The sequence below is a fragment of the Sphingomonas sp. PSPC2-2 genome (assembly GCF_049897725.1).
Taxonomy (GTDB): Bacteria; Pseudomonadota; Alphaproteobacteria; order Sphingomonadales; family Sphingomonadaceae; genus Sphingomonas.
The window spans coordinates 426,404-449,021 of sequence record NZ_JAFCWU010000001.1 but is presented as its reverse complement, the minus strand read 5'-3'; the positions used below and the strand labels follow the sequence as shown (position 1 = coordinate 449,021).

Sequence of the window (22,618 nt, the reverse complement as noted above, 5' to 3'; positions counted from 1 at the left end):
GCCGCCCTCTTCCTCTGAAGAGAGCGACGCCGCAGAAACGTAGATCAGGAAAAGCGCAGAGCCGGAGAGCCGCGAACCGGCAAAGCCGATTCCACGGCTCGGCAGGAGTCAGGCCGCGCGGTCGAGGAGCTTCTTTGCCCGGGCTTCGAGATCCAGCCGCGCGTCCTGGTGCGGCTTGTCGCGGGCGACAGCGGTGATGCCCTGGACGAAGTCGAAGACGCTGGTCGGCGCGCGGCCCTCCTCGACGAGCACCGCCTCGATGATCTTGGCGGTTTCGGCCTTACCGAATCCACGCTTGCGCAGGAAGTCGGTCCGGTCCTCGTCCGTGCGGGCGACGATCTGCGCCCGGGCGGCCTTGATGCCATTGATGAAAGGCGCCGGTGAAGAGTTCGCGAAGCGCGTCAGCGCCGGCGCCGCCTCGTGAGCGAAACGGGAAGCGGCATATTTGGAGTGCCGGATCGTGATCTCCTCGAAGTCTTCGACGCCCCAGAGATTGCGGTTCTGGCAAACGGCGCGGAGATAGAAGCTGGCCATCCCGAGCGTCTTCGCGCCGACCTCCGAGTTCCAGCAGTAGAAGCCCCGGAAGTAGAGGTCGGGCGAGCCATCGGGCAGGCGCCCCGCTTCGATCGGGTTGAGGTCGTCGACTAGGAAGAGGAACACGTCTCGGTCGCTGGCGTAGAGCGTCGTCGTGTCCTGGGTGATGTCCACTCGCGGATTGTAGAAGCCGGTCGACCAATCGAGCACGCCTGGCACCTTCCAGCGGGTGTCGCCGGTGCCGTTGCCCGCGATCCGCTGCACCGCGGCGACCAACTCGTGATCATAGATGCGGCCATAGTCTGGACCGGTAACGGCGCACAGTTCGACGCGCCCGTCATCCGTCTCGAGGGTCTTGACCTGCTCGGCGCGGTGCGAGGTGAGGCCGTACTGCAGGTTGATGCCCGCCACCGGCGCCGGAAGTTGGCGCAGATAGGCGGCCGGCGCGCCGACCAGCGCGGCGAGTTGGCCGAAGCTCCAGTGCGTGGGTGCGACCAGGCCCCCGGAGCCGGGCAGCACCAGGTCGAGCCGCTCTGAATTGTCGCGGCTGGCTTCGACGCGAACGGCCGCGCTCTCGACGGTGCGGGTGCGGCTGCGCTCAGCCCGACCCTTTACCGACGCCATCAGCTCTGACAGTGATAGGTAGCGTTCGTCGGCCGGTCGGTTGAACCACTCGGACGACACGCGGCCGATTCGCTCACCTCGACTGACATCGACCTTGTAGCCGCCGCGCGCATCGGGGCGGGTATCCAGGACTTCAACTTCGGTCATGACTCATCTCCATGACGAGCCGGCCGGGAGCCTCTCTCTCGACCCTCAACCCGTCACGGCGATAGCCGCTGCCCTCTTCCTCTTATGGGCGCCTTGCGGGGCAGGATGCGCGGAATACGCGGCGCTCTAGCCCGTCATAGGCCTCGGCCAAAACAGCCAGAGCAGCAGGATCGCGGCCGCGATCCAGAGGATGACGATGGACGCGGCTGCCACCCGGCTGACAGGACGGTCCGCTCGCGAGTCGGCCTCCGCGCGAAACTCGGCCATGAGTTGAGGTGGGACCAGGCGCACAGCAAGGAGGATCGCCAGCGGCAACAGGACCATCTCGTCCAGATAACCGAGCACGGGGATGAAGTCGGGGATCAGGTCGATGGGTGAAAGCGCATACGCTGCGATCGCGGCGCAGACCGCCTTGGCATACCAAGGCACGCGAGGGTCACGCGCCGCAATCCAGAGCGCCTCGACGTCCCGCTTGATCCGTCGCGCCCAGCGTTTGATGCTTGTTAGTATACCTTCGCTCTCATCAGACAAATCTCTCTCCTGACTCGGCACCCTTGTGTCCAGTGAACCAAAGTAGGGTTGGGCAGCGCCAAAGTCGTGTCTTGCAGGGCGCGTCGCCGTGCCTCGCTCCGACGCGGAGTTTCAGCACTGCCTCCGGGTGCCGCCCGCACATGGGGTTCGGTGAGAGCACGGGCTGGCCCGGGGAAATGCTTCATCCCTCGCCGCCCTGCACCCAAAAGCCGCTGTCGAGTGCTTTTCGAAGGCGGGTGCTCACCGTGATCGCGTCCGCCGCAGTCCAGCCGGCGGCGCCCGCCTCCACGAACTCGGCCACACGATGGACACGCGAAAAAGGGCTGAGGGCTTGCAGGAAGGCGCGAATCTCGGGGTCGATACCCTCGAGCCCCTCCCGCTCGCACGCGGCGAGCGCCTTGCCGGGATCGTGTCGGACATCTGCGATGCAGCGCGCATCCGACCACCCGCGATGGTGAAGGTAGGCCTTCAGCAGCAGTTCCAATCCCCAATGGAGATTTTGGAACACATGCTCGTCGGTGCGGCCCCCGTCAGTCCCGTCGAATCGTTCTGCCGATGCGCAGAAATTTTCGCCCATGCTGCGGAGGTGTCGCACGAGAGTTTCCTGCATTTGCCTGCCCCACCCCGATCACTCCTACCGGTCACGCGCTCCGTCGGCCAGTCCGTCCTTTTTGTGCGCCGAGGCGCGCTACGGCGCCCGGCTCGTGCCGCTCCAGGAACCTGGGATCAGCTTGGGCATTGTGTCGGAAAGGGGGTGAGATGATCCTGCCTGCATCCGACTCGGAAGAAGAACGCACGTCGATACTCGTCGTTGAAGACGAGATCTTGGTAAGGTATGTCATATGCGACTACCTGAGAGACTGTGGCTTCCATGTCATCGAGGCTGGTACAGCCGACGAAGCTTTGGAATGCCTGCGGTCACATAAGGACGTAGGAGTGGTCTTCTCGGATGTGCGCATGCCAGGGTCGCTGGATGGCATAGGCCTTTCCCAGCGGGTGCGGCTTCTCTACCCGCATATCCCGGTAATCCTGACGTCTGGGCATCTGCTGCCGGGCGAGACCGACGGAACGCCGCTGATGACGAAGCCCTATGTACTCGGCGAGGTCGCTCAGAAGATCCGTGCCATTCTGGGCGGCGCGGGGGACGGTTCCACGTCGAACAGTGAAGCGGTATGACTAATCCCCATATTCTGTTGGTGGAGAGCGACGTGCTCGTGCGGAAGCCGCTCGCTGAATATTTGCGTGACTGCGGCTATAAGGTGGTCGAAGCCCTGAATACCGATGAAGCGGTTGAGGTGCTGACGACGGTCAACGCTGCCATCGGCATCGTGTTGGCCGACGTGAGCAGCCCCGGCAAGATCGATGGCTTCGGTCTTGCGAATTGGATGCGGTCGAACGGTATCGAGGCAAAGATCATTCTCGCCGGCACCGTCCAGAAAGCGGCCGCCAAGGCACAGGACCTCTGCGAGGACGGCCCGCTGTTGTCGAAGCCCTACGATCACTCGCTTCTGCTCAATCGCATCAAAAGCGAAGTGGCGGCGCGAGCGCGAAATGGAACGCCGGAGCCTGGCATCTGAGGTCGGCGTTGAGCGCGAAGAGCAAACGATGGACTGCGAAGAAAAGGCGCGGCTGGTTGGTGACTAGGAGGAGAAAACCGCGCGGTTTTCGCGCGCCGTGACGGTTCTCCAAAACAAGATGGCGACGTCTCCAAAGGAGGAATACGACCGTCTGCAACGGATTGTCGATGAGGCGCGGGTTGAATCGGAGGGCGCCCGGCTCACGCTGGAACCCCATATTTCTGAGCATGGTTGTTAGTGCGAGCCGATGGAACGAGCCCCTCTAGATGCCTTCTCCCAGAAGCGACTTCAGGTTGCGAAGGACAGTTAGGGCCATTTGGTCCGCCGTCGTGCTGCGCGTTCGCGCCAGACTGAGAACTGCCGACCGAACATCCTCCGGTCGGGTCGGCCTACCTTCGACGCGGGTGAACGGCCCATCGGTCTCGGTGAGCAATCGGTCGATGGGTATTGCTCGGTTTGTGGCATCCCGTTTGGGATTGGCCAGCATGTCGGAGTTGACGGAGAAGTAGCACCCCAACTGTGTCGCGCGTTTGACCTCGGCCGGGGTGCCGGTGAACCAATGCAACACGACACGGCCGCGATCTCGTGGGAGATGTTGCTCGACCATATCTAGGACGATCTTGGTGGCGCGAACGCTATGGACCGTCAGGATTTTACCCCGCGCCGCCGCACAAGTGCGCAGGATCTCGCCGAACACGCTCTTCTGTCGGTCGAAGGACTTATAGAATCGTGGGCCGGCGTCGAGCCCGACCTCACCTACGTAGCGGGTCCGGGGGAGGAGTTCCTTCCAGAGCGCCAGTTCATGCTCCCGCTCGCCGACCAATTGAGGGTGAAGACCGAGCGCCGCGCGGACATGCCGGGTCGGGGCCGCCAGTTCATGGTTTCGGGCCCAGGCGAGTGGCGTCGTTGTCACGGTAAGGGTGAATACGCCCGCTTCCTCGGCACGCCGCACCGCCTCGACATGGTCCGGATAGAGATCGAGATGACAATGGAAATCGACGAGCGAGGCGGTCATGGCCCCTCCTAGCTGGGCGCGGTGCGCACGCCAGCCAATAAACGGCCGACTTCATCGAGACCTCGCCGGTAGACGTCGGCGAGTGCGTCGTTCCTTTCGGGCTTGTCGTAGAGTGGCCCAGGCTTGTGGATCAGGATCCTCGCGAGATCGGGGCGTGCCGCCAGGCGCGCGATCGCGAGCTGGAAGGAGCGGACCTGCTGCCCTTCTGCGCGCTTGGTGTCGAGCGCCGCGGCGGTGAGGTCGGACAAGCCGTAAGCCGTCGAATCCTGTCCGCGCAGCGAGGCACGTCGGATCAGGCAGGGCAGGCAATAGCCGCAGTGGCCCTGCGGCTTCTTCGCCCATCGCGCAGACGCCGGCGAGGAGCAGGACAGTGATGACGCCGCGAGGGAGTTCAGGAGCGCCGGATTTGCACAGTTCGCCACCATATCGCCCTTGGTCTCGTCCCAGTAGGGATTGTCGACCTCGCCCGGGATGCCCAGCGCAGCGAGAAACTCGTTCCAACGCGCGATATAGAACGGATGCGTGGTGCGGGTGCTCAGCGCGCCCAGGCGGAGCCGATCGAGCGGAACGTTCAGCGCGATCAAGCCGTTCTCGGGAACCTTCAGTGTGAAAGGACCGCCGAGCGCGGTCCCGGCCGCGGCGCCGAGCGAGAAGAACAAGAAGGAGCGACCCCGCGTGGTGTCCTCGGACCCGACATCCTGAATCAATCCGCCCTCAAAGCTCATCCACACGCGCAGACGGTTGAAGGCCGAAGCCTTGTAGGTCGATTTCAAGCCGGCGAAACAGCGTTCCTGCGACGCACTGACGAGACCCTCACCGGCGTGGCTGACCAGCAGCGGCGTCCCACCGGCCTCCAGGGTGTCGATGGCGCCGATGAGGCTGTCGAGCCCACCTGAAAACAAGCTGATCCCGTCGAAGGGGGGCGGGAGGAGTGACGGCGGAAGTGACGGAGCGAGCGAAAGATAAGGCCTGGGTCGCTTGCGGAACCCCACCTGCCAACGGTCGCCTGTTAGGAAGTTGAGGGCTCGCACGAGGATCGGCGCGGCGCCCGTCCAAAGATTGGGGTCGCTCACCGGGACCACGAGCCGGATTTCGCGTGTCCATGCGTCTTGTGCCTCGGTCGCGCGCGCGATCCTCGTATCGGCGGCGTGGACATGAGCCGCCACGACGAGCAGATCGACGCCCAGTTCGCTGGGCGAAAGGGACAATGCCTTCAGGTCGCTCAATGCGCGGCCGATACCATGGTCGAGCCGCTTGCCGGCGAGGAGCTGCAAAGGTGACATGACCTCATCGCGCGCTTTGGGGATGCGCGTACGGTCCTCTTCGCCGAAGCGGCCTATGATCAGATGGCGTCTCACGCGGCAGCCTCCCCGTCGCCCATCGTCTGCAAAATCTCGAAGGCGGATTGGTAGACGTCATTGACGAAACCGGTGACGGCGTCTGGCGTCAGCGATTGGATATTGACGCCTGCGGCATTGACGGCGTCGCTGACCCCGCGCTGGATGAATTCGCGCAACTGTGCTTCCACTCGTTCGGCGGCCCGCGGGTCGGCGGGCAAGGTCACCGCCTTCGTGCCTATGTCGTTGCAGATGCGGGCTTCTATGGCGTGCGTCGCGTAGAGCTCGAACACGGTCTGGATCTGAGCGGGGGTCAGTCCATCGACATCGGTGATGCCCGCAGCGGCGAGATCGGCGATCGTCTCGATGAAGGCGTCGCGGGCGATGCCTTCGTCGATGGTCCCGCCTTCCGGGCAGATATAGTCGGCGAGGCCGGCGAATACCTCCTCGATCGGGCGACCCGCGAGGCCTTCCAGGTTGAGTGTCCGAAGGGCCTCGCGAACACCGTTGGCGCTCGCGTCATTGAGGAAACGGACAAGGCCGGCCCCCGCGCCCCGTGACGAGCCCATCCGTTGAGCCGCGCGCGCGGAGCCGCCCGCGGACTTCGAGACGTAGCCGGAGACGGCTCGGCCGAGGCTTCGCCGATCGCTGCCGCCGGAGCTGGCGAAGCGCGAAAAATTGCTCCTGGGCGCAGTGAACCGGTCGGACGCGCCCGGCATAGGGTTTACTGTGCGCGGCGGCGGCGCGGCCGGCACCGTCGGCGGCGTTGCCGTCGACCCGTCGGCGCCTGGCGCCACAGTGGGCGCGTCGCCGCCGGCCGAGGCGGCGACGCCGTCAAGCCAGCTCGGAACGAGGGGTGTGCCCCCGCCCGCGCCGCCGTAAGCGCTGGACGTTCCCATCAGCGTGGGCCCTTGCGTGTCCGCAGCGCGCCTGAGGCGGTCGCTTTGAGCATGGCGGATTTGGACGATGACCAGCTCGTCAGAAGTTTGTCGAAACGCGTGATGGCGTCCGCCTCCTTGATGACCCCGGTCCATCCTTGGGCCGGCCAAGAGCCGCATCGATCCGCGGGGAGAGCCTCCAGCAAGTCGAGCAAGTTCGCCTGCAACGTCGGGTGGGCGCGGACGAGGACGCCGATACCGTCAACGCCCGGGGGCGCGGTGTCGAAGGCGTCGCCGCCCATGATGCGACCTCTCAGCTCCTCGAAGACCTGAGCGGCTTCGGCCGGCACCAGCTGCTTCAGTTCACCCTCGTAGGCTTGCACCGATAGTTTCGACCCGAGGAGCTTCTCGACGACCGCTGCGAGACGACCGAGCACTGAGGCTGGGCCGAAATAGTCCTTCCGGTCCTTGGTGACGAACAGGTAGGGACGGAGGTCGATGGCCGCCAAGGGAGGAGGGATGCGGGCCCAGGAGCGGATCGCCTCAGATCCCTTCCATTCGGCGAGCATCGCGGTATCTGTCGATGGCGGCACGATGGCCAGCTTGCTGTCGGCACCGTCCGTATCGGCTTTGCCTCCGGCGCGTTTGGGTTTCGCCGCGGCCTTGTTCTCGGGCTGGTCGTTCTCCAACCCCACGAGGTCGGCGCACCGACCGTCCGGGTCGCGCGCGGCCGCGCTGGCGACCTGATCGAACGTGCGGGACAGGAAACGTTCGGCCAGCATCAGCTTCGCGAGGATCGGCAGCTTCACCTCATCGCCGAAGCCACGGGCCGTCGCGGTCTGGTGTCGTAGGAGGAGCGTATTGAGGAAGCGCTTGATCTGACGCGGGTTGCCCTGCGTTCCGCTCGCGAGGATGGGCCCGATCTGATCACTCAAAGTAAGTGCGCTCTGCACCTTGGGAGCTTTATCACCAAGCGCCGTCTTCACAGTTTGGGCGTCGAGACCGGCGTTCGTCCAAGGCCGCTTCAGCAGTTCGCGCGCTGCGGCGATCAAGGCCCCATATGCTTCATCGTCTTCTCCAAGTTCGGAGCCGATCAGCAGGAGCGTAACGTAGATGCGCGTTTCCGTGTCGCCAAGGGCAGGAATTCGGAACGGGACCTGGATCAGCTTCTCCAGATAGTTCCGGGCATAGTCCCTCGGGCCCGTGGTGTCGGGCAGTTCCGGAAAGTGTTTGCGAACGGAGTATTCGATCATGGCCTCGTCCGCGGCCACGATGAAGGCGGTCCGTTCGGTGAAGACGAACAGGCGGATCGCCTCGAGGGTCTCGATCGCGGTGTCGGGGAGACAGCGGTCGAGGTCGTCGATCAGGACGATGAGCTGGTCGATTCCGGCCTGCTTGAGAAGTTCGGTGAAGGCCTTCCTGAACGCTTCGATCTCCTCGGGAACGTTCTTGGATTCCGCCGGCTTAAGGAGGCCTTGGACGCCCTCCACGGCCTTATCGAAATTATCCTGTGTGGCCAGTTTGGCGGGGTCGGCGAAGATGCCCTTCAGGGTTCCGACGACGGCTCCCACTTGGTCGGCGGTCGGCATGCCGGTGAGCGCTGTAAAAGCGAGCCCGCCGCCATGACGCGCGACCTTCAACCAGTCGATACGCCTGAAGATGTCCTTGACCGCCTCACCGGACTTGGCAAGGAGCGGCCGTTTCTCGATCAGCCCCGTGACGATACCCTCGATGAGGGCAATCTTGGCGTCCTCGAAACCTTGGAAGCGCCAACCATTGAATTTGAGGCACAGGACATCCTTATCGGAATCCAGGGCGTGTTCGATCATCTCGAGAATGCTGGATTTCCCAGCGCCCCAGTCGCCGTGCACGCCGATCGTGACTGGATGTTCCGGTCGCTCGCGGAGCAAGGCGATAATGGTCTTGGCGATCGCTTCGTTATTGAGCAGATCGACCTTGGTTTCATTGTCGGTCAACAGCATTGCGTCGCACTCCCTAGGAATGCGGCGCACGATTCGTTGCTGTGATCGGCTCGCCTCCGTGCTGACACTGCCGCACTTACACTATTTTCGCCATACGTCCTGTGAGCCAACACAGCTTCGGAAGTAAGTTGACATCGAGGGAAGGCCACTTCCGCAAGGTTCTGAGAACAATTTTGGACTAGGTGACATCAAGGGCCAGCTTCACAGCGGCCTTTTCGTCAGGGGCATGAATTCCAAGGAGGCGCCCGTTCTTCCAGCTCCACACCGTGAAACCCAATTTGCCAACCTTATTGATCTGGCCCGAAGGCAACGCCTCAGATTCCCCTTCTGAAATAAGGCGAAGAACCACTTTTGCTGGTTCCCCGAGGGTGTCGATATCGAAAAGCTTGCCGACACTCGCCTCTGTCAGGAGATGGTCTCCTTTGGTATCAATCGCGACGACTGCTTTATCGATCCAAACGAGAAAGTCAGGCCAGTAGGTCGAGGACGATGACATATCGAGCAGTGGGATATAAAACCCACTGTTGCGAGGGTTTCTGGCCCAGACACGCTGCGTTCGGTCTAGGGCTCGCGCAAAGCGCAGTTCCAATGGGTTCAGACCGGAGTAAGTTCGGTGAAGCGCTTTGGTGAACTCGACGGCATCGGACGGATCGACCGCGACTGGCCCCACCGAATAAGGCGCATCAAAGTCGTTCTGGAAAATCTTCGAGTGATCGATGTAGGCTTCGACGACCGATCGCGCGATTGATCTGACGTGATCGGCTGCCGGACTGGTCAGCTCGATGAGGGCATCAAACTTGGGTAGCTCGATATCAACTAAATTAACTGGTCCGCCTGCTCGACGGAGAGCCCCGGAATATAGGCGCTGCAGTTCGCGTCTAAAGACAGACCTGGCAGTAACGCGGTTGCTGTGCTCAACCTCTGCCCACTCATAAGTCGCTTCAGATCCAATTCCTATCTCTTGGAGGACAAGCATTCGGCTTCCTTGGCCGATGGTGTTTGCTCCTCCGGAGGAAAAATCCATCATCTTCCCGACGATGTCAGCGATCGGCCGCTTCGCTTTGACGGAATGGATGCCGATTGTTGGGACGGTACGGGGGGGCTCCGGATTGACCTTCTCGAGAACGCGGCTACTGCCTTCTTTCTTGATCAGAAGTGCGACAGCAGGATGCTCCGAGACGAGTTGCTTGCGAATGTCCTCAAGAATCTCGTCGAAAACGCCCCGCTCGTCCGTCCTGATATAAAAATGGGCTGTGTTGAGAGCGGGGTCGCTGTAGTGCTCTGCTCCAGGTTGACGCAGTACGCGCCCGACGACCTGCGTGATCTGGCGAGACGATGCCATCTCCTTATCGATATATGCAAATCCACAGGTGGGATCGTCCCATCCTTCCTGTAGGCCTAAGTTGAAGATGATATGCTCGAAGTCGCCATTGATGAAATCGGTGTAATCGCGGTCACCTCCAGAAAGCACGCGCATTGATTTCGGAGGGGGAGCATCTTTGGGAAATTTAAGCTGGCTATAGATTACGATCTTCTCGGGATCGATGCCCGCGGTTTCAACCAGGTGCCGCCAGATCAGGACAGGGCGTGCTTGCCGCTCATCAAACGGCCGCTTCATGTCCTCGGCGATCGGAACCCCGTCCACGGCGTTGGTGCTGCATACATAGATAGCCTTTGGTCGAAATGGGACCGGCAGAGTTGCTGCGGCCTCGCGAGCGTCGGCCATGTCAGCCAGCATGGCATCGACGGCGGTTTCCATTGGCGTCACGTAGCCGCCAATCGCTATACGCTCCTTCACAAGCCCGGACGCGACAACATCCTTACTCGCCACCGGCGTCGTGAAATGCTCATCGCGCCAGCCTCTATCGGTGCGAAGACGTGCGATCGTATTTTCCAGTCGGGCGGGCAGCGACATAGTCGCGCTGGCGGCGATTAACCCGTCGGGCGAGAGCTCGAGGAGCCTCCTCGTCTGAAGATCCGACAGGTTGTGACCTTCATCATAGATAATTATAAGAGGGCGCCGCGATCCGCCGACCGATCGGCGATTTGTCAGCAAATCCCAGAGCGATTCACTAGCGAGATCAAGTTGAGCCTCAAATACCTTGCGATCCCCACCGGACTCGTCCTCCACCGCGAACTTACCGACCGTTGCAACGAGCAATAGCCCTTTCGATGTGTCTTCGATGTCCGAGGGCGCCACTTGGAGGAGGGGCTTAACCACGAAGCCAGCAATGTTGTCGGCGTATCTGCCGGACGACAAGTTGGCATAGGTCTGCGCAACGACGATTTTCCCTTTCGAGACCCACAGCACGATGGGCTGTACCGGCAGCCGGTCACGTATCTGCGAGATCGTATCTGCCAAGACTAGCGTCTTACCACTTCCCGTTATCGACGCGAGCGTCTGTAGGAATGGCACCGTGGTCAAGCGATCTACCATCAGCGGATTGGATGCGTAGTCGGTAAACCGTGAAGCAATCTGCGAAGCAGCCTGCTCTTGGAACTTGAAGAGGTCCATTAAGCTACCTCCTCCGGATTATTGAATTCATCGTTTTCATTGAGGCCAAGATGCGCAAGAATTCGGTCAGGAATTTTCCAGAACCTGACATTGGGAGACTGATAAGTCTCGTAGCGTGCGTACACATGATACGGAGTCTTGATCCCCGCGCGCTTGGCTTCGTTGGCGACTGTCCTATAGGTTTCAAGATCAAGAGAGCCGACAGGCCCCCCATTGTCCCAGATCAGGAAGTAACCTTCGCCCGCATCGTCTGTACCGATTAAATACTGATAGTCAGCGTCGTCGAATACGCTCAAATTCGGCGCGCTTCTCCGCTGAGTCTCCCAATGCGACGTAAGGACGATGTCGATCAATTCGTCGCGCTGCATCGACAACACGGTTTTAGCATCAATGGTTTTGGTCAGGAGGCGATACTCGAAGCCCCCACCAAGGGGCTCGGCGGTGCTCCCATCGGGGCGCTCGCCGGTTGCTGCATTATGCAAGCGTTTCCAAGTCAGCGTCCGAGCATATTTGTCTCCGTTCTCCGGTGCTCCCTGTTCAATCAGAATGAAGCGACGATCACTGTCCGCCTCCTGATTGAGTGCGAGAACCGAGTGGCCCGTCGTCCCCGAACCGGCATACGGGTCCATGACCAAGCCGCCCGGCGGGCACCAAAGCATGATGATCTTTTTGAACAGGGACATGGGCTTCACGGTCTCGAAACCGTGGCCCTTGCCGACGATGGCATCCAGCTCTTCGATGCCTTCGCGATTACGGCCCGATTCCGTTGCTGCCCAGGATACTGCGCCGATCGAGGTGAGCCGGTCTGGATCGGCCTCATCAACCCAGAATGTCGTAGGTACGGAGCCCATCTTCACGTGAGCGGCGTGCACTTTCAGCATCGGCTGCGCGTCGCCCTTCACACCAAAATACAATTTTGGCCAGTTCCCGGCTTCGAGCCTCGCCAGTGCTTTCCCTCGTGCTTCGACCAGTTTCGGATGGGCCGGATCGAACGACGAGGACGACCGCGTCGGCGCACCCTTGATAACGAGCGCTTTCGGCTTGCCGTCTCCTAACTCTCGCTCCTCGTACTGAGAGCCCCACTCGGAAAGCCACTTTCGAATTGTCGCCTTCTCGAATGCCCAGTGTCGCGTTTCAAGTGGCCAATGTAGCTCACCAGTAAATGGGGACTGGATGGCATAGGTGCTCGATTTGTGCGAGGTAGGGCTACGCTTGCCAGTCACGTCCCCCTGTTTCCAGTCCCCAGTCTCATCTCCATCTCTGTTGCCGAATCTAGAATCGGCTTTCTCAGATCGAGCAAGGAGTTTGGTCGAACTCAGAGACTTGTCCTTCGCGTACACCAAGACGTAGTCCGTGGCGGTCGAAACATGACGAGCATTCTTCGGTGTGGTCTTCTGCCAATTGATAATCGCGATGCGGTTCTCTTCTCCAAAGACCTCGTCCATCATCATGCCAAGGTGGAATAGTTCGTTGTCGTCGATACAAATAGCGACCACGCCCGAAGGCTTTAGCATCGCCTTCATCATCTGAAGGCGAGGCATGATGGTTTTGATCCACTTGGTGTGACGTGAACCGTCCTCTTTGGCTACGATGGTGCCAAGATCAGGGTCGTTGGGATCGTTATCCCACTTATCATTATACCTGAATGATTGTCCCGTGTTGTACGGTGGGTCAGTGAGTATCAGGTCAACTTCACCGCGGTATTTGTATAGCGTAACCATCGCCTGAAGGTTTTCACCTTCGATAAGCAGGTTGCAGGCTTGGTCTGCTGGGCTTCCGACGTGAAGTTTCGGCTCCCGCCTCGTCACGCGGGGACGGACGCGGCGATAGATCTCGAGGGCAGTTCGCTTGCCATAAAAGCTGAGGGCAACCCCGTTGGTCAGCAGGCCCCTGACCATCCGCTCAAGGTCGTCTCTATCAAGCTTTGCAAGCTCGTTACTCAGTTCATCGCCCTGAAAATCGCGCATCAATTCGTCACCTTGGGTATCATGGATTTTCGCTGGCTATTCGCCAAAATGTTCCTATTATGTTCTTGTGTTTCGAGCAATCCCCGCGCCTGAGTCATGGCCCCTTGAAAGAGGCTATAATGGGGGTTTTGCCAGTCAGCCAAGCCCGATGCCGGCCGGCGCGTACCTGGAGGATCCGTTAACCGAGGACGAGCGGGGTGGTGGTGGTGAGCCGTCATGCCGCCTTCTCCTGCCTGGTTCGAATATCGGAAATCCACATGGCCAGCGCGTCGATCTCGATCTCGATCACTGACGGTGCGGGCAAGCGGGGATTAATCTCCCCAGGTTGGCTGTGAAGCAGCGCCGAACAGCGGCCGAAAGCTTCGCGCATTACCGTGCAGTCCACGTCAGTGAGGATGGTGAGCTTGATCAGACCGGTCGTATCGACCTTGCGGGACAGTCGACGGATCACCGGCCCTACCACTTCTTCCACCGCGCGCTCCCAGGTGGTGCGAAGCTGGTCTTGGAAGGATGTTACCTCCCACTGCCATTTCGCCTGATCGCCGCGTTCGTGATGGATCTTCACATTTGCCAGGTGGGCTTTCATGCCGTCGATCACCTTGTCGAGGGGCATGACGTTAGCGGGCGGATCTTGATGGCAGAAGCCGGCATGTTCAGTGCCGCGGCTAATCAGCCGATACGACACGGGCGTTGCCGCCCGGTCCTTGGTCGCCCGGCAGGCTTCGTCGAGTAGCAGCAGGAAGGCCATGTCATGGGTGAACACGATGACCTGGCGGCTCTCGCCGGCTTCGGCCAGACGCGCGGCAACCCGATCGCGATGCAGGTGGTCGAGCGAGGACACCGGGTCGTCGAAGACGATCGCCGACTGCGCGTCGATCGTCGACAGCTCGGCGAGGAATGCGGCGAGCGCGACGCAGCGATGTTCGCCTTCGCTTAGAACCTTGCCGACGGGTTCGGCCGGCTTGTTGATCAGGCGCACCTGAAAGAAGGGGACGCCGGCCGTGGTCTTCGCTTGCTGAAGCTCGATCGCGAGGCCTGCAACGCCGAGCTTGTTGACCTCGATTGCGAAGCGACCGCGCAAGCGGTTGGTAACGAGGGCTTGGGCGATCCGCGCGCTCTGCGTCGTGATCTTGTTCGTGGCAGTGTCCTTGCTGGCCTTTTCAAGCGCCTCGACGGCTTTCGCGCGCTCTATCTGGGCAAGCAAGTCGGCCTTCACGCCGCCGAGCCATTTGCGGTCGGCCAAGCCGTCGCGTTCGGCGACGAGGGCGGCGCGTTGCGGGGAGTTTGCCTCCGATTGCAGGCCCTCGATCCGGGTGGCGATCCCGCCCAGTAGGCCGCGCAACTCGTCCAGCGAGGCGACGGCCTCCGGTGGCAACGTCGGCAGGACCTCACGGGCATGGGTTCGCAGCACCGCCCGCAGGCGCCAGCACAACTGAACGATCTGCCGGCGAAGGGCCTTCGCCAGCTCGGCCTCGCCGATATCGTCGCGGATCAGGGCGACGAACACCGGGATATTCTTCGTCAGGAAGACCTGAGACGATAGCTGCTCGATCAGTTCGTCATAGGCGTCAGCGGCATCCTCTTCGCGACGCTTGCTCTCGTCCTGGACGAATGCTTCGAAGCTGGTGAGCCTCCTTGAGGCTTCTTCGCCCAGCGGCTGCTGGCACAGTACGCAATGGGCGTCAGAGGCCGTTACTGGGAATGGCTGTCCGGGATAGGCGGCTTCGCGCGAATAGGCGCGGGCCGCTTCCCACAAAGCCTTCCAGATATCCGAGCCGATGTCCGGCAGCGGTTCTTCGGCAAAGAGACTTGCAGAGGCGGCCGCAGCCGCGTCGCGCGCCGTGGTGAGACGGAAGTGGGCTTCGCGCAGGGTGGTCCGGTTCCCGTCGCTAGCGCCGGCAATCAATCGCTCGATCTGGTCTATCACCGCCGTAATGCGGGTTTCCTGAGTCTGAAGCTGACGGACGGTCCGGGCGGGATCACCGGAGAGATCGGTAATGAGGGTCTGGAGCCGCGCCTCTTCCTGCGCGGTGAGACCGGCGAGTTTCTCGATGGTGTCGGGCTTGGTCTTGCCGGACAAGCTAGCGATTACCTTGCCCACCGCCGTGTCCGGCTTGCACTCAGGTTTTGATAAGACAACTGGCGTCTGCTGTTCCAGCGTCTTTATCTCGGCCGACAGTTTGGCCTTCACATCCTGGCACGCCTGCGCGAGGCCGGCGAGAATGCGCAAAGGAAGCGGCGTATAGGCGAGATCGTTGGTGTTTTCGACATGGACGTTGGCCGTTCGCGAGTCGAAGACGCTGACGGCTGACAGCATCGGATCGGCTGAGCCGCCTTGGTTCCACGTCGCGCTTCGCTTCTGCCCACCGATGAAGAAATCGATGCTGGCGGTCGGTACGCCACGAGAGCCGGCATAGATATTCGGCAGAATGGCGTCGCCCTTCGGAGAGCGTGCGCGGCAGAGCTGCTTGAGGACGCGGGCGTATCCCGATTTGCCGGCGCCGTTGTCTCCATAGATCACGGTGAGGCCGGTCTTGCCGAAGGACAGCCGCTCGCCCGGCGCGAGGGCGTTGACGTTCACCAGGCCATGCAAGGCGCCCAGGCTGACGACGGCGTGGCTCGCCGCGGGATCGCGAATGTGGCTGGTGTCCAGCGGAACAGCAGGGCTGTCACTCTTGCAGACGGCAACGAGGGCGGTGATGTCAGCGGGCTCAAGCTTCGTCTGGCCGCAGAGCAGGCGCAAGGCGTCACGCTGCCAGCCGGGCAGGTCGGCTGACCATGCGAGGATATCGGCAAGCGCCTCGGCCTCATTCGAGAGGTCATTACTCTCTTCATTCATCGTCCTGGACTCCCCCCATTTGGCCCTACTTTGATTGGCCAACTCTTTTTGATATTTCCAATTGGCCGTGTCTCATCAGGCCCCTCCAACTATGCGTCGTTCCGTGCCGAGCGGGATGATCCAGCCGCCAGCGCGATCCGGTCGCGCGAACTCATCGGGGCTCACCTTTTCGGCCAAACGACCGCGAATGGTCTCCGCTTCGCCATCGATTGCCGCACGGATCAGATCCCGGTCTACTCCGACGAAAACCGGACGAAGGTTGAGCCGGGCCAAGGCCTCCTGATCGACGGTACTAGCGACCGCGTCGGTAATCGGGCCGGCCCGCGTGACGATCCCGCCCACCAGGCCGCCGATATCGTGGGTCTTTTCCACTTGTCCTATCGGCGCACTGTCGAGTGCGCCGCGCGCGCGCGCGGCGGCATCCCGGAGTGGTCGCGGAAAGGTTTGGCGTGTCAGAGCGCGCAGCGCCTGGGCGAGTTCTGTATGCCCGAGAGGTTCGATCATACTGGCGACATGCAGACGAAGCAGGCCGATGAAGGGGGCGTCCTTGTCTTGCGGATCGATGGGATCGCCCTTGTCGATGGGATCGCGAACCGACAGGTGGGCGTCAGCGGGATTGGAATTCGCCAAGCCCCACCGGCTGGCGACCGCGATCCGCTTTACGGTGACCTTTCGGCCTTTGACCGTCACGTCGATGCGCCCGGCTTGCGTCCAGGCGCGCGCGAGTGCTTTCGCCGGTCCGCCCGGGTCGTGACAGCCCTTGGCCTCCGCGATCGTGAGTGAGGTCAGATCGGATTTGCATGCGATCCAGTCGGGGAGGTCGCCTCGGGCGAGGCGCTTGATCCTGACCTGCTTGCGACGGTCGAGATCAATCATGTGGTTGCCGAGATGGACGAAGATGGAGAGATCGAAATATCGCTCGAGATAAGCGCGGGCAACGAACCGTCCGAACAGGCCTGACAACGCGACCTTCACTTCGCGCGCCTGGCCAAGCGGTTGTCTGAAAATGAAGGACGTGCCCGCGCCGGTCGGTGCCAGCAGCGCATCCAAGATCGACCACGCGCCATAGGCTGCGCCCGGCGTCTGAAGCACTTCGCGAATGCCGGCGTCCTCGATCTCAGAGACGTCCAGCGCGATGGTCGCGCCGGGGGACGGGTCAAGTGATGGAGGTGCGAAGCTGTAGATGAAGGTTCGGGTCATAGCGCCAGCGCCCGCTTGAGATCATCGTGCTCAAAGGCGCTGGCCATCCGGGTAATCTCTGCAGAGCGGGCGCCGGCCGTCTTGGCGGTTTCACGCCACGTCGCGGTCACGGTCGCGACCTCTTTGATGATTGCTCGGGCCTGCAGCAGTGTGAGGCCGAAGAACTCCGAAGCCGCCTCAAGCAGGTCAAGCGAGCAGGTGCCTTCGTCGAGGTCGATGTTCGTCGTCAGCACACGCGCCTTGAGGTCGGTGGGCACAGGATTGAGGTCATAGGCCGGAGAAAGAGACCATCCTGTCTTGCCGAGCCAAAGGAAACCATGGTTACGCAGATGATCGTCGACATTGGAAATCAGCACGTTGAAGACGACGCGCCGATAGAGGGCATGAGCGTCGGTCTTCCCCTGCGCACCATGTTGCGTAAGAGCATCGACGATCTCCGGGTAGCTGCCGCGCTCACCGTCCTTGGCGCCCATCATCGCCATTGCAGATAGGAAAGGAGTGCGGATCGGGCCGGCGCGATCGAAGCGCCGCGACAGCATCACCGCCTTGCCGGCGACCTCAATCAGCTCATGGTGAGGGGTGGTGATGCCGGCCTGGTCAGCCAGCCGCAGCGCAATCTCCTCCCACGTCTCCATGCTGTAATCGTCGGTCTCCTTCGGGAATTTGGCGATGGAGAGGTGCCCGTGCTGGTCGATGACCGACGCTTTCGGCCGCGCGCCGCCGAGGGAAGAGCCGGGGGCGAAGATGAGTTGAAGGTCCTCGTCCGTTTCCTCGTCCCGGAGGATCCGCTCGGTGATCTGGAGCAGTCGCCCGAGTTCGATCAGGGCGGGGACACCGGCGCGGATCGGCGCCTGAAACGTCTCTTCGCCTGCCCAGCGGAATCGGAGTGCGCCTAGGCGGGTCTCGTCGGCGACGCCGAGCAGGTAATCGCTTTCCGCGAGGGTGCGCACGGCGCGGCTTTCGCGTTCGGCAAGACGGCGCTCGGCCCGCTGCATCAGGCGGCGGCCCCATGTGTCGGGCGCGGAGTCTCCGATGGAGCCGAAAGTCACCAGTCCGGCAGGAGGGGCGAAGGCACCACGGGTCAGGGCAAGGGCAGGCTCGAGCGAGAACCGGTCGGGATCAACGAGCCAGGCGGCATCATATTCGAAAAGGATAGTCTCCGTGCCTCGGACGCGATTGCTCCTCGCCAGGCCGATAGGGCGCGTGCGGCCGTCCAGGTCGATATGTACCTCGAAATCAGCCATCGCTAGATGATCCGAGTGTTCGCTTGAGGTGGACGTGCTTGGGTAGTTCCGCGCTGGCAAGCGCTTGTCCAACCGGGTCGTTGCCGATGTCGGCGATCTGGCCCAGACCGTCGAGCAGGCCGAGCGCCTGAAGGACGCCCGCATAAATGCCGATGCTGACATTGGTGTCCCCAGCCTCGACCTTTTGCAGGGTCGAGCGGGACGTGAAGGCGCGTTCCGCGACGACAGCCATCGGCAGCCGCCGACGCCGACGTGCATCGTGGATGTCCGCACCGAGCTTGCGCAGGGCGCGCCGCACAGCGGCGGGAGGATTATGTGGTGTAGGCATTTGAAACCTTCGCACTACAGATTGCTAGAATATGTAGCACGAAGATTACAATTTTGCCAGCCCTCGCGCGATGGCCATCCCATTAAAAGGGGGATGGCGGACCGAGCCCGTGACGGTATAATTCCGCGGAGGCTGAATCGTGGCCGGCGTAGTCTGGCGTAGAGGCGGCGGTGCGGGCCGAGGTGACTTTCGGAGTCATGTCGCCGTCGCGCCTGCCGATAGATGGCGGAACCACAATTTCCGCGATCTGCCGGAAAAAGCCAGTGATTTCAAAGGCCGGTACTTTTGACGGTTTATATGACGGTATACGGAAATCGAGAAAATATTTTGTGCAATGAATTCAGATGTTTAATCTTTCAGTTGATAATCGAGTGGGAATGACGCGCGGAGCCCGGCGGCAGCATCGGGGGTGACCGGTTGCTTGCGCGCTGGACAAGCGCGCCAAAGGCGGCCGTGCCGTTCAGCATTATGCGGCTGATGCTTCCGACGATCCTTCCGGAAGCGACGGTGGAGATCGCCCCGCTGGGGTTCGGCCGTTCGCCAGAAACAGCATTGCAACGATCACGGCGGCAAGGCCGGAGGCCGCGCCGACGCCCAGTGCCCAGCGCGGGCCGAGATGGTCCGCGACCCATCCCACGATCGGCGCACCGATCGGCGTTCCACCCAAGGCGACACCAACCCGCAGCGCCATGACGCGCCCCCGCATGGTTGGCTCGGTCGACAATTGCATCAGGCTGTTGCTGGTGTTGGTGAAGGTCAGGGCGGCGGCACCCGTCGCCGCCAAAGCAGCGGCAAAGAGCCAATAGGTCGGCGCGATCGCGGCCAGGGCGCATCCCACCGCGAAGACGGCTGCGCCCGCCAGCAGCGCGGTGAAGCCCGGACGCTGCCGCCCGGCACTGAGCAATGCGCCTGCAACGGTCCCGATCGCCATGATCGAGGACAACAGGCCGTAGGCGCGCGCATCGGCGTGGAACACGCCGACGGCCATGGTGGAGATGAAGATGGGAAAGTTCAGGCCGAACGTCCCGATCAGCAGCAGCATCAACAGCATCGCCCTGAGATCGCGGCGCGCCTGGACATAGCGAAGGCCCTGGACAAAGCTTCCGCTTACTCGTGTTGCCCGAGGTCGCACATGCAGCTCGGCCGTGCGCAGGCCAGCGAGCGAGATCAGCACCGCGACGAAAGACGCGCCGTTTAACAGGAAGGCCCAACCGGTTCCGACGGCTGCGATGACGATGCCCGATATCGCCGGACCGATCATGCGGGCGGCGTTGAACGCGGTCGAGTTCAGCGCAACCGCGTTGGCGAGATGCGTATCCCCCACCAGTTGCGCGACGAAAACCTGTCGCACCGGTGCGTCGAACGCGGCCGCGCAGCCGAACGCGAAGGCAAACACATAGACGTGCCACAGTTGGACGGCACCGCTGACGGTGAGTATGCCGAGCGCCAGGGCCAGACTGCCCATCGTTGCCTGTGTGACGAGCAGCAACGTGCGCTGGTCGAGGTGATCGGCAGCCGAGCCGGTCCAGGGGAGCAAAAGGAACTGCGGCGCGAACTGGAGCGCCATCACGATGCCGACTGCGGCGGCGCTGTGATGCGTGAGGATGGTCAGCACCAGCCAGTCCTGTGCAGTGCGTTGCACCCACGTGCCGACATTGGAAACGAAAGACCCGGTGATCCAGACGCGGTAGTTGAAGGTGCCGAGCGATCGGAAGACCTGGGTTCCGGGCGCGCTCATGGCTGCTCCGGCGCGTTGCCTCCGTGGAAGCGGCCGAAGTGCCACGCGCAGAACAAGCCGAGCGCCAGCATTCCGAGGCCAAAGGCGGTCACCTGGAGTGTGTCACGCAGGTCGAAGGTGCCGACCCGGCATACCAGCAGATAGGACAGGACCAGATTGGCAAAGCCCCACAGCAAATTCACAGTAGAGGAGGACAGCCCTTCGCCTCGCGGCGTGGCGAACGGGCTCTGGAACGGCCGCCCGGTGACGCCGCTCACCCAATGCGGGACCGCGTTCGCCAGAAAGGCACCGCCGAAGAAGTAGGACAGGAGGTGAAGCCATGTCATCAGGAGCACCTTTCCAGGTGAGAGAGGATGTCATCGGTGCACCCCGTCTCGCCCAACCGGGGAAACACATTGCGGATGCTGTAATCGTGGGCCTCGGGGCGGGTGTCGCTCATCGCGTCGATGGCGAGCGTGACGTTAAAGCCGTTCTCATACGCTTGGCGCGCCGTGGCCTCGACGCCGGTGGCGGTGGCAATGCCGCAGATGACGACCTGTGTAACGCCCAGCGCCTTCAGTCGCTGGTCCAGATCGGTACCGGCGAAGGCACCCCAGCTCTGTTTGGTGACGAGGATATCGCTCGGCTGGAGACCGAGTTCGGGGACAAGGTCGGCGAAATCGGCCGGCAATGCGCTCATGTCGCGCTGCGGCCGCTCGGTTCGTCCCGGTGCCCCGCCGGTGACGTTGACCAGCACCACCGGCAATCCGCGCGCGCGGAATGCCTCGATCAACGCACGGCTGCGGTCGATGACCTGCTCGATCGAATGGACGACAGGGTAGGTGACGATGCCCTTCTGCAAATCGACGACGATCAAAGCAGTCTTCGGGTCGAGCGTGGTCAGTGCCATGGGTATCCCTTTGCGAATGCCTGTTCAGTCATCGACGAGGCGCTGGAGCAGGGCGATGGCTGCCGCCAGTTGGCCCTGTTCTTGCGGGGAAAGCCGCGCCTCGATGGTGTGGAACAACCAGTCCTGCCGTGCCGCGCGACCCGCAGCGACCCATTGCCGACAGGCGTCGGTCAGCGACAGCAGCGTTTGCCGTCCATCGCGTGGGTCCTGCGCGCCTTGTACCAGACCAGCCTCTTCCAGCGCGGCAATGACCGCCCCCATTGACTGCGGTCGCATCCCTTCCGCTCGTGCAAGGTGCGATGTCGTGGCGGGCCCATCCTTCTCGATACGAAGCAGCACGGCGGTTTGCGATGGGGTCAGGTCGCCGACATTCGATTGTTCGCGCAGCCGACGTTTGAGCTTTCCCATCAACCCGCGAATATCGTGCGCCAGTTGCGTTGCCTGGGCGATGTCGGAATCGGGTATCGGTGCTGACATATCGGTGCCCGTAGATATCTGAAGTTAAACTGTAAAGATAAACTTCAAAGATCGGGATTTCGTCACATCTGACGGGGCGCGGGCGGGTAAAGGCCCGGGAACCATCTGCTTTTAAAATCCTTGCGCGCGGAGCCGGTCTCGCGACGGGGCTGTGGCGGCTTTTAGGCCTTATCCTGAATCAGGCAGCAGCGGCGTTGAGCTCACCCCGTTCGAACATGTGGGCCCAGGTGCGCCGCCACGAAAGCGGCGTGTCGCCGACCATGCGCCGGAACAGGCGGGTAAGATGCGCCTGGTCGGTGAGCCCGCAGGTGCAGGCGATGTGACTCAAGGATTCCTTGGTAGTGAGCATGAGCGTTTGGGCGCGCCGAATGCGGCGGCGTATCAGGAAGGCGTGTGGGGTCTCGCCCACGGTGACCTTGAAGGCGCGGCAAAAGTGGCCGGTGCTGAGGCGCACGACCGCAGCCAAGCCGTCCAGCACGATGGTATCGCCAAGGCGCTCCTCGACATAGTCGCTTACGCGCTGCAACTGCCAGGGCGCGAGACCGCCCCGCGTGATGGAGCTGGCATTGGCTTCGACGGGAAGCGCGGGGACGAGAAGATCCTCGATCGGCCGCGGTTCGCCGTTGCCAAGCACCAGCGCCAGTCGATCCAGATAGCGCCGCGCTGCGTGCGGATCATGTTCGATGGTACGGCGCGCGTAATCGATCAGTTCGGCGGGGTTGGAAGACCAAAGTCCGCCTGTGCAAGCACCGGAAGGCTCATGGCTTCGAGGGTCGCTAAGCAGCATGGGGGCAGC

General features: G+C 62.1%; 20 protein-coding genes. 2 read left to right on the top strand and 18 right to left on the bottom strand.

Features of this window, described 5'->3' with window-relative positions; all coding sequences use genetic code 11:
• Positions 1–108: 108 nt before the first annotated feature.
• The 3 genes from ACP7BY_RS02105 to ACP7BY_RS02095 all read right to left on the bottom strand — a co-directional run bounded on the left by ACP7BY_RS02105 (position 109) and on the right by ACP7BY_RS02095 (position 2,446).
• Positions 109–1,305: a DUF932 domain-containing protein gene (locus ACP7BY_RS02105; protein WP_137902911.1), complete on the bottom strand. Its 1,197-nt coding sequence runs from the start codon at positions 1,303–1,305 to the stop codon at positions 109–111.
• 126 nt (positions 1,306–1,431) lie between these two features.
• Positions 1,432–1,836 carry a YkvA family protein gene (locus ACP7BY_RS02100; protein WP_249340865.1) on the bottom strand — a complete coding sequence of 135 codons (405 nt, stop codon included), beginning with the start codon at positions 1,834–1,836 and terminating at the stop codon, positions 1,432–1,434.
• Positions 1,837–2,017: 181 nt separating this feature from the next.
• Positions 2,018–2,446, bottom strand: a complete 429-nt coding sequence (locus tag ACP7BY_RS02095) for a hypothetical protein (protein ID WP_033965355.1) — start codon at positions 2,444–2,446, stop codon at positions 2,018–2,020.
• A 149-nt stretch (positions 2,447–2,595) separates the two neighbouring features.
• Here ACP7BY_RS02095 and ACP7BY_RS02090 point away from each other — a divergent pair, with 149 nt between their 5' ends.
• Entirely contained in the window at positions 2,596–3,012 is a 417-nt protein-coding gene (locus tag ACP7BY_RS02090; RefSeq protein ID WP_052192370.1) for a response regulator, read from the top strand.
• The gene (locus ACP7BY_RS02085; RefSeq protein ID WP_033965353.1) at positions 3,009–3,413 is read left to right on the top strand and encodes a response regulator; all 405 of its coding nucleotides are present in this window, start codon (positions 3,009–3,011) and stop codon (positions 3,411–3,413) included. Before ACP7BY_RS02090 ends, ACP7BY_RS02085 begins: the two co-directional genes overlap by 4 nt.
• A 262-nt stretch (positions 3,414–3,675) precedes the next feature.
• On the opposite strand, the gene qatD is transcribed toward ACP7BY_RS02085, so the two are convergent.
• The 15 genes from qatD to ACP7BY_RS02010 form a co-directional block, all read right to left on the bottom strand.
• Positions 3,676–4,428, bottom strand: a complete 753-nt coding sequence (gene qatD / locus ACP7BY_RS02080; RefSeq protein WP_033965352.1) for a Qat anti-phage system TatD family nuclease QatD — start codon at positions 4,426–4,428, stop codon at positions 3,676–3,678.
• A gap of 8 nt (positions 4,429–4,436) precedes the next feature.
• Positions 4,437–5,786, bottom strand: a complete 1,350-nt coding sequence (qatC, locus tag ACP7BY_RS02075) for a Qat anti-phage system QueC-like protein QatC (protein ID WP_137902912.1) — start codon at positions 5,784–5,786, stop codon at positions 4,437–4,439.
• Positions 5,783–6,664, bottom strand: coding sequence for a Qat anti-phage system associated protein QatB (gene qatB, locus ACP7BY_RS02070; RefSeq protein WP_137902913.1), 882 nt, complete (start codon positions 6,662–6,664; stop codon positions 5,783–5,785). The genes qatC and qatB overlap by 4 nt, the downstream gene beginning before the upstream one ends.
• Entirely contained in the window at positions 6,664–8,625 is a 1,962-nt protein-coding gene (gene qatA, locus ACP7BY_RS02065) for a Qat anti-phage system ATPase QatA (protein ID WP_033964660.1), read from the bottom strand. The genes qatB and qatA overlap by 1 nt, the downstream gene beginning before the upstream one ends.
• Before the next feature lie 178 nt (positions 8,626–8,803).
• A complete protein-coding gene (locus ACP7BY_RS02060; RefSeq protein WP_137902914.1) occupies positions 8,804–11,140 on the bottom strand; it encodes a DEAD/DEAH box helicase in 2,337 nt (778 codons plus the stop codon).
• Entirely contained in the window at positions 11,140–13,107 is a 1,968-nt protein-coding gene (locus ACP7BY_RS02055) for a site-specific DNA-methyltransferase (protein WP_033964659.1), read from the bottom strand. Before ACP7BY_RS02055 ends, ACP7BY_RS02060 begins: the two co-directional genes overlap by 1 nt.
• 214 nt (positions 13,108–13,321) lie before the next feature.
• A complete protein-coding gene (locus tag ACP7BY_RS02050; RefSeq protein ID WP_137902915.1) occupies positions 13,322–15,946 on the bottom strand; it encodes an AAA family ATPase in 2,625 nt (874 codons plus the stop codon).
• A 75-nt stretch (positions 15,947–16,021) separates the two neighbouring features.
• Positions 16,022–17,146, bottom strand: coding sequence for a hypothetical protein (locus tag ACP7BY_RS02045; protein ID WP_033964658.1), 1,125 nt, complete (start codon positions 17,144–17,146; stop codon positions 16,022–16,024).
• Positions 17,143–18,390, bottom strand: coding sequence for a type II toxin-antitoxin system HipA family toxin (locus ACP7BY_RS02040; protein ID WP_033964657.1), 1,248 nt, complete (start codon positions 18,388–18,390; stop codon positions 17,143–17,145). The genes ACP7BY_RS02045 and ACP7BY_RS02040 overlap by 4 nt, the downstream gene beginning before the upstream one ends.
• A complete protein-coding gene (locus ACP7BY_RS02035; protein ID WP_033964656.1) occupies positions 18,383–18,718 on the bottom strand; it encodes a helix-turn-helix domain-containing protein in 336 nt (111 codons plus the stop codon). Before ACP7BY_RS02035 ends, ACP7BY_RS02040 begins: the two co-directional genes overlap by 8 nt.
• 466 nt (positions 18,719–19,184) lie before the next feature.
• Positions 19,185–20,456 carry an MFS transporter gene (locus ACP7BY_RS02030; RefSeq protein ID WP_137902916.1) on the bottom strand — a complete coding sequence of 424 codons (1,272 nt, stop codon included), beginning with the start codon at positions 20,454–20,456 and terminating at the stop codon, positions 19,185–19,187.
• Complete coding sequence (locus tag ACP7BY_RS02025) at positions 20,453–20,782, bottom strand: hypothetical protein (protein ID WP_033964664.1); 330 nt, start codon at positions 20,780–20,782, stop codon at positions 20,453–20,455. Before ACP7BY_RS02025 ends, ACP7BY_RS02030 begins: the two co-directional genes overlap by 4 nt.
• On the bottom strand, positions 20,782–21,345 hold the full coding sequence (locus tag ACP7BY_RS02020) for an isochorismatase family protein (RefSeq protein ID WP_033964655.1): 564 nt from the start codon (positions 21,343–21,345) through the stop codon (positions 20,782–20,784). The genes ACP7BY_RS02025 and ACP7BY_RS02020 overlap by 1 nt, the downstream gene beginning before the upstream one ends.
• A 24-nt stretch (positions 21,346–21,369) precedes the next feature.
• On the bottom strand, positions 21,370–21,822 hold the full coding sequence (locus ACP7BY_RS02015) for a MarR family winged helix-turn-helix transcriptional regulator (protein ID WP_033964654.1): 453 nt from the start codon (positions 21,820–21,822) through the stop codon (positions 21,370–21,372).
• A 178-nt stretch (positions 21,823–22,000) separates the two neighbouring features.
• Positions 22,001–22,609 (bottom strand): helix-turn-helix domain-containing protein, encoded by a 609-nt coding sequence (locus ACP7BY_RS02010; RefSeq protein WP_033964653.1) that lies wholly within the window; start codon positions 22,607–22,609, stop codon positions 22,001–22,003.
• Between the last annotated feature and the right edge of the window lie 9 nt (positions 22,610–22,618).